The organism is Brevibacterium sp. SIMBA_078, assembly GCF_046534565.1.
Classification (GTDB): domain Bacteria; phylum Actinomycetota; class Actinomycetes; order Actinomycetales; family Brevibacteriaceae; genus Brevibacterium.
The window spans coordinates 1-269 of the sequence record NZ_JAWRYQ010000248.1; the positions used below are offsets into that span (position 1 = coordinate 1).

A 269-nucleotide genomic window follows, 5' to 3' on the forward strand; every position below is an offset into this window, starting at 1 on the left:
CTCTGTTCTAGGTAAATAATAGTTATCGTAATCAAGCGATACAATCACACGCTCGGCTTTACCTAGTAATTCATCACGTGGGATAAGCCCTATTACTCTAGAATCTGCACTATTATCACGGTTATCACCCATGGCTAAATAGTAGTGTTCAGGAATTGTTATTTCATCAAAGCTCGATAAACGTGATGGTGTATTACTAACGCGGATTGAATGCTTATAACCATTTAAGTTTTCTATTTTATCTAAAGAAGTCGTATTACTTTGCAAAT

General features: G+C 35.3%; 1 protein-coding gene. It reads right to left on the reverse strand.

The window, feature by feature from the left end; genetic code table 11:
- Positions 1-269: signal peptidase I (gene lepB, locus SB749_RS19610; protein ID WP_410711779.1), on the reverse strand; the 269-nt coding region annotated here is incomplete at both ends.